This window comes from Prevotella sp. HJM029, assembly GCF_000599605.1.
GTDB lineage: Bacteria > Bacteroidota > Bacteroidia > Bacteroidales > Bacteroidaceae > Prevotella.
In genome coordinates, this window is sequence record NZ_AZHT01000086.1 from 1 (window position 1) to 6,603 (window position 6,603).

At 38.8% G+C, this 6,603-nt stretch carries 7 protein-coding genes; 4 read left to right on the top strand and 3 right to left on the bottom strand.

Annotated elements, in window-relative coordinates; translation table 11 throughout:
- From mobC to X919_RS0105235, 3 genes are all read left to right on the top strand, one after another.
- On the top strand, window positions 1-117 hold a 117-nt coding region (gene mobC, locus X919_RS14850; RefSeq protein ID WP_036917162.1), incomplete at its 5' end, for a plasmid mobilization relaxosome protein MobC.
- On the top strand, window positions 114-1,040 hold the full coding sequence (locus tag X919_RS0105230) for a relaxase/mobilization nuclease domain-containing protein (protein ID WP_028899291.1): 927 nt from the start codon (window positions 114-116) through the stop codon (window positions 1,038-1,040). The genes mobC and X919_RS0105230, both read left to right, overlap by 4 nt.
- A gap of 21 nt (window positions 1,041-1,061) precedes the next feature.
- Complete coding sequence (locus tag X919_RS0105235; protein WP_028899292.1) at window positions 1,062-1,721, top strand: hypothetical protein; 660 nt, start codon at window positions 1,062-1,064, stop codon at window positions 1,719-1,721.
- A 121-nt stretch (window positions 1,722-1,842) separates the two neighbouring features.
- Here X919_RS0105235 and X919_RS0105240 read toward each other — a convergent pair whose 3' ends face one another.
- Genes X919_RS0105240 through X919_RS0105250 form a run of 3 tightly spaced genes read right to left on the bottom strand, consistent with a single transcriptional unit; the run spans window position 1,843 to window position 5,507 of the window.
- Window positions 1,843-2,868 carry a YaaC family protein gene (locus X919_RS0105240; RefSeq protein WP_028899293.1) on the bottom strand — a complete coding sequence of 342 codons (1,026 nt, stop codon included), beginning with the start codon at window positions 2,866-2,868 and terminating at the stop codon, window positions 1,843-1,845.
- A gap of 44 nt (window positions 2,869-2,912) precedes the next feature.
- Complete coding sequence (locus X919_RS0105245) at window positions 2,913-4,202, bottom strand: PDDEXK nuclease domain-containing protein (protein WP_028899294.1); 1,290 nt, start codon at window positions 4,200-4,202, stop codon at window positions 2,913-2,915.
- 12 nt (window positions 4,203-4,214) lie between these two features.
- Entirely contained in the window at window positions 4,215-5,507 is a 1,293-nt protein-coding gene (locus X919_RS0105250) for a site-specific integrase (protein ID WP_028899295.1), read from the bottom strand.
- Between the two features lie 483 nt (window positions 5,508-5,990).
- On the opposite strand from X919_RS0105250, the gene X919_RS0105255 reads away from it, so the two are divergent.
- A partial coding sequence (locus X919_RS0105255; RefSeq protein WP_028899296.1) for a phage integrase SAM-like domain-containing protein occupies window positions 5,991-6,603 on the top strand: 613 nt, incomplete at its 3' end.

A 6,603-nucleotide genomic window follows, 5' to 3' on the forward strand; every position in this document is an offset into this window, starting at 1 on the left:
AACAATCTCAATCAGATAGCCCATCGGCTCAATGCTTTCGGCATTTCTTCACTCAATGAAGAATTGAATGTGCTGAAACAACTTATTCACGAACTCATGAAACGATTGAAACCATGATAGCCAAAATTATTAAAGGAACAAACTTCAGTGGAGTTGTCAATTATATGCTCAGCAAACGCGAAGGTAAAGTCAAGGTTTTACAAGCTAATGGCGTACGCAGTTCTTTACCAAATGACATTGCACACGACTTCAACTTGCAAGCCTCTATGCGTCCGAATGTACAAAAACCAGTTTGTCATACCATACTCTCATTCTCGGCACATGATTCAGAACGACTGACAGATGCAACAATGGTGAAGATTGCCAACGAATATCTTCATAAAATGGGTTATGGCGACACACAGAGCCTTATCGTAAGGCACAGTGACCGCCAGCATCCTCACCTGCACATTTGTATCAATCGCATTGGTAACAATGGCAAAACCATCAGCGATCGCAATGAGAAATACCGCTCCGCAAAGATTTGCCGGGAACTAACTGAGCGTTATGGTCTAACCATTGGCGAAGGAAAGCAAGAGGTAAACCGCTTTCGATTGAGAGGTGAGGATAAATTGCGATATGAAATATTCGATACCATTAAGTCTATATTACCTCAATCTCAGACTTGGAAAGATTTTGTTGCAGGGTTAGAGCAACAAGGTATTACCACTCGTTTCAAAACAAAAGGTAATACCGGTGTTGTACAAGGAATCACCTTTGAAAAAGACGGATGTAGTTTCAGTGGCTCAAAGATAGACCGAACGTGCTCTTTCTCTCGCCTCAATGCTGAGATAGAACAAAATTCTCACAAACAAGAGAAAACTAATCTACAAAATGAGCCTATGGTAGATTCTGTAGATGAAAGCTATTTCATTACCGACCTATCTGAAGCAATTAGTGAAGTGTTTTCTATGCCTACACCAAGTAATGGCGTAGATATTGATGAACTTCGATTTCAAAAGAAACTCCGCAATAGAGCTAATCGCAAACGTAGAATTTAATCACATCAAATTTATATCAGTATGAATAACGAAATAGCACCTGTTCTCGATATGCTCGAAGAACTCAAGCAAGAATGCAAAGCCATCAGGAAGGCACAGGTAGAACTGCGCACTACTATTGCTGAACAGCTATCTAATCCAAAGGGAGATAGCATTAAAACACAAGAAATCGTGCAAATCCATCTCTCACAAGAAACTCAAAACAAGATCAAGGAACACCAACTTTTTGTTTTGGAGGCACTATCAGAGTCGAGTAAGAAGCTTGACCCAAAGTTTGAAGCCATGCACCAGCTCATCAGCAAGCAACAAAAGCCTGTAGAATTTAAGAACTACTCACTATTTGCAAGCGTACAATTAGCCGAGCGTATGCTGCTCTTATTGGTTTGTGGGCTAGTTATTGTGAGCTGTTGGTTCTTCGGTATGGGAGCCAATAAGCTGCAAACAGCCTCCGATTACGACCTACGTTATCGATATCTGCGTATGCATGGCAAAGCTACCGCTTCAGACTTTACACATCTTGACAGCATATTTTTAACACATCGCAATCCCAAAGCCATTCAGCAGTTGGAGCAGAATGTCTTTGATTACGAGCAAGCCCTGCAACGGCAAGCGGAGTTATTGTTACAACAAGATAAGATTAAACAAGAGCAAAGAGAACTAAAAAAGCAGTTGAATAAATAGCAAACAGTCCAAGAATCTATTTAGTACAGATTCTTGGACTGTCTTCGTTCAGTAGTTTATTTTTCTACTTGCAGATAACTTATTGTTTAGCAACAGAAAATTTCGTATTTTCACTCATCAATTATATAGATTTTCCATATCCAATATTTTCGCCTGTTATTTCACAGCAAATTTCGTCTATAAATTGCTGAAAACATATATCCATAAATTCATTAATTAACCAATTATAATGTCCCGAAAGTAGTTGACTAAATTCCTGGGGATTGTATCTTACTAATTCACTTAACCAATGCATTAATGCATAAGTAATTACTAGAGGACTACGATTCACAACTCCTTTTACATTTTTCTTAATATACCAGGATGTTTGAAACCCTCTTATATAAAAGAAATTATGTCTGATTTTGTTATGATATTTCACAAGTTTCTGTATTCTTTCGCTTTCCTTTCTGTGAATATCCCAATCAAATCTCTTTTTTACCCTAAAAATAACAGCTTCTGTATCCTTAGTTTTTTCGAAAGTTTTCGGTATATTTCTTAATGCATTACCATTTGAATATGCGTCATCGACAGTGAATTGAATATAAGCTTTTTTATGCGGTTTATTTAATTTGAAAACTATGTTTTCTATAGGAATAAATAGCTCAGTTTTTTTAGAACAAGTAATACTAAACGTACGATGAATAGCTGGCAGATTTCGAAGGAGATCCAACACTTTGATCCTTTCTTTATTTGTACTATCTTTTATACAATTAGCAAGTTTGGCTAACACGCCTCCACCTTCAAGAATAATTTCCTTGTTTAAGATACTTTGATTCGAATTACGGTCTGATGAGACCCCGTGGCTGATATTTATTAACGGATCATTATCGTTTTTCAAAGATATAAGTGATTTAGCGGCATTCATACAACAATAGTATGCAATAAGAGGTTTAGATTCTATAGGTAATTCCTTTGCTGCGTTATAGAAATTCATGGCTTGTTTCCAAAAGAATCTAGCATATTGAGTTTTTTCCTTAGGCTGACTAATAAGCCATAGTTCTACATAGGAAAATGGGACTTTAGTAAGCACCCTTTTACTCTTGTAATTAGGAGCGGTATATGCCTTTGCTATACTGAGCTCTACGGAATTTAATTTTATAGTCATATTATTTTATCAATAATGATATCTTCTATCGCAATTTTATTATTTTAGTCTTTCTTTAATATATCTACCCCAACGATCTTGGACAATTCTTCCTCAACTTCCTCCACCGTAGGTAATGCAGATTTTAGATTGTCAGGGATTGCTTTTGACAGTTGGTAATCACTAACACCAATTGGTTGGTCATAACCTGAAAGGGCATATTGCGCTACCACCTTATCGCCACCATTGCAGAGGAGCAAGCCGATAGTCTTATTGTCGTGCTCACCACGAAGAGTATCGTCCACTACATTGATGTAGAAGTTAAGTTGCCCCATATATTCAGGCTTGAAAGGTGTGGCTTTAAGTTCGATAACAACGTATGCATGTAGTTGGATGTTATAGAGAATAAGGTCAGCATAAAAATCAGAATCGCCCACTTCAAAATGCTTCTGCTGTGCAACAAATGCAAAGCCACTGCCCATTTCCAGAAGATATTTGGTAATATGCGAAACCAATTGCCGTTCAATGTCTCGTTCTGCCATTTTATCTGCCTGTCCCATCATGTCAAAGATGTAAGGGTCCTTCATCAGATAGTTGGCAAGGTCGCTTTGCGGTTTGGGTAATCGCACAGAGAAGTTGCTCACTTTCTTTGCCGTAATCTGCCGAGCGAAAAGGTTTGTTTCAATCTGCATTTGCAGAACATTACTACTCCAACCATTGGCTATCGCCTGCGTGATATACCAATAACGTTCACCCAAAGGCAGCTTGCTATTAAGCAATATAACATGGCTCGCCCAATTAGTGCGAACTACGGCAGACTGCTTAAAAATTTCTTCTATCTGATTTATATCGTGTTGGTAAATGACAGACAGTACTTCTGATACCTCTCCTAATTGTGCAAGAGCTTCTTGCGTAATTATATCTCCTTGATTACCTATAGCTTGAATTTGCGCAAGAGGTTCTTGCGTAAATTGATTGAGTTCGTTTGTAAGTTGTAATACATTATCTACCGAAGGACTATTAAGCTGTTTTTCAACTTTACCCATTTCTAATAGAATCTCCATAGGATAGGCTTTGGCGAATTGACACATATAGATAAGGTTACGAGTGGAATAACCTTTCTTATCAGGGTATTTAGAACGTATCGCCTCGGAAAGATTGTCTATGACTTTGCTTCCCCAACCCTCTTTCTTTTGGAGGTAGAGAATAAAATGCCCTACTTTCCAATAGTGGAAAAGCATATCTGCATTTGCAGAGGCTATCATGCGTACTTGTGTATGCTCGAGGTCGGAACCGATGGCTTGAACAACGAGTGATAAATCTTGTTTCTCTGCTTTATTTATTTCTTGGCTCATATTGTTTCAGTGTTATAATTGATTGAATTTACTCATGGCATTCGCTTTGATGTCGTCCGCAATGTCTATGTATGGTTTCATAGCCTTGTAATCGCTATGCCCAGTCCATTTCATAACTACTTGCGGAGGAATCCCCAATGCAAGTGCATTACAGATAAACGTTCTACGACCAGCGTGTGTTCCAAGTAAGGCATATTTAGGTGTAACTTCATCAATGCGCTCATTACCTTTATAATAAGTTTGACGTATAGGTTCGTCAATATCTGCCAATTCTGCCAACTCTTTAAGATAATCGTTCATCTTTTGATTGGTAATGACAGGCAACACTTTGTTATCTTCAAATGCCACATCCTTGTATTTATCAAGAATTGCTTTACTATGTTTATTCAATTCGATAATCAGGCTATCAGAAGTCTTAACTGTCGTTACCTCAATGTGGTCGCCCTTTATATCACTTCTGCGAAGATTGAACACGTCGGAATAACGCAAACCCGTGAAGCATTGGAAAAGAAATACATCACGCACACGTTCGAGAGCCTGCTTGTTGGAAGGGATTTTGAACTCTCGGAGACGATTGAGTTCGTCCCAAGTGAGAAAGATGATTTTCTTTTGGGTACTCTTGAGTTTGGGCTTATAACTATCGTAGGCGTTGTTTTGATGCACACCTTTCTTGAAAGCCCAGCGCAAAAACCATTTCAAGAAACTCAGTTGCTTGCCAATGGTTGTATTGCGCATCTCCTTTACATCACGCAGATAACCCACATAGTCATTCAAGCCTCGCTCATCAAAGAACTCAAAGGTAAGTCCTTCATGAAAGTTGGTCAAATGATTTTTCACGGCTGCAAACTTCTCATACGTGGAATCTGTCCAATCGTTCTGACGTCCACAGTCCTCTACGAAATCATCAAACACCTGAAAAAAATCGCAAGACAGTGCTTCCTTTTTGGGATTAGGCTCTTCGCTCGCAGGTTTGTGTAAAGCATTGAAAGCCTTCTTAATATGTTCGGGTGTTGGCATTATATCCTCCACCTCAAACCTTTTAAAGATAGCCTGTATTTCCGTGTAATACTCCAAGAGTGAAGCATTGATTTCGGAAGCCGATTGTTTCAACTTGTTACTACAACCATTCTTCACACGCTGCTTATCTGCATCCCATTTGGCAGCATCAATGCGATAGCCAGTGGTGAACTCAATCCGCTTGGATGCAAAATTAACGCGCATACGAATAGGCACGTTCTCTGTGATAAGAACTCCGTCCTTCTTCCTGCTCTCCAACGTGAAGATGATGTTCCGTTTGATATTCATACCTTCGGGTGTATTGTTTTATGCACCCAAAATTACACCCTAAAAATGATATTACCAAAGATTTTCAGTGAAATCTTATTTTATTAACATTTTGCGTAAACTGCTATATTACAATAGATTGATACGATTTGATAATTTATGATAGTTCGAGAGAAAGAGCCTCTCTCTCCGCTAATAGGCTTTAAAAGGTCTTCACAAGGGTCTTCATTTTAGCCTTCAAAAATTAGATAATCGTTGTAAAATCAAGGTTTTACAACGATTTTTCTTTGTATATACCTTCATTGCCTGACGGTATAACCCTATATTTTGACAGTCATCTTTCGGTCAATTTCTGCTACACTTACTGCTACACAAAAATTGCAGTAGCAAAAAATGTAGCAGTGACGGTATTCTGAATACCATATTGACGGCATCAACTCTTTCTTTTTCAATGTATTAAGTATTAACTTTGCAGCCGAGTGCTACACAAAAGAATGATGCATTATGAGAACAAATTTCAAGGTGTCCTTCTACCTACGTTCAAACTATGAGAACAAAGAAGGAAAGTCGCCTGTAATGCTCCGAGTATTCCTTAACGGAGAGATGGCTAATTTCGGATCTACGAAAATATTCGTGGACAAGTCGCTGTGGAATAACACTACCAGCAGGCTCAAAGGTCGGACGGCAGAAGCCTTATCCGCTAATGCCGCATTGGACTCCATTTCCACAATGCTGAATAACATTTACCACAAATTCGAGGATGATGAATCCTTGTCATTGGATAAAATCCGCTCATTCTTTGTCGGGAAAGACAGGGAGTACACGACCTTTCTCCCTATATTCGACAAGTTCAACGAAGATGTCAGACAGCGTGTCGGACATACCATCAGCAAGGACAGCCTGCAAAAGTACAGCGTTTTAAGAAGGCATTTCGCAGAATTTCTTATCTATAAGTATGGGAAGAAAGATATTGGACTGGCAGAGTTCACGCCATCCGTAGTACAGGATTTTGAGTTATATCTGAGTACGGCGGCTGGGTGTGCCTATAACACATCAGTCAAGAAAATGAAGGCACTCAAGACTGTAACCATCTATGCGCAAAAACGTGGTTATCTTC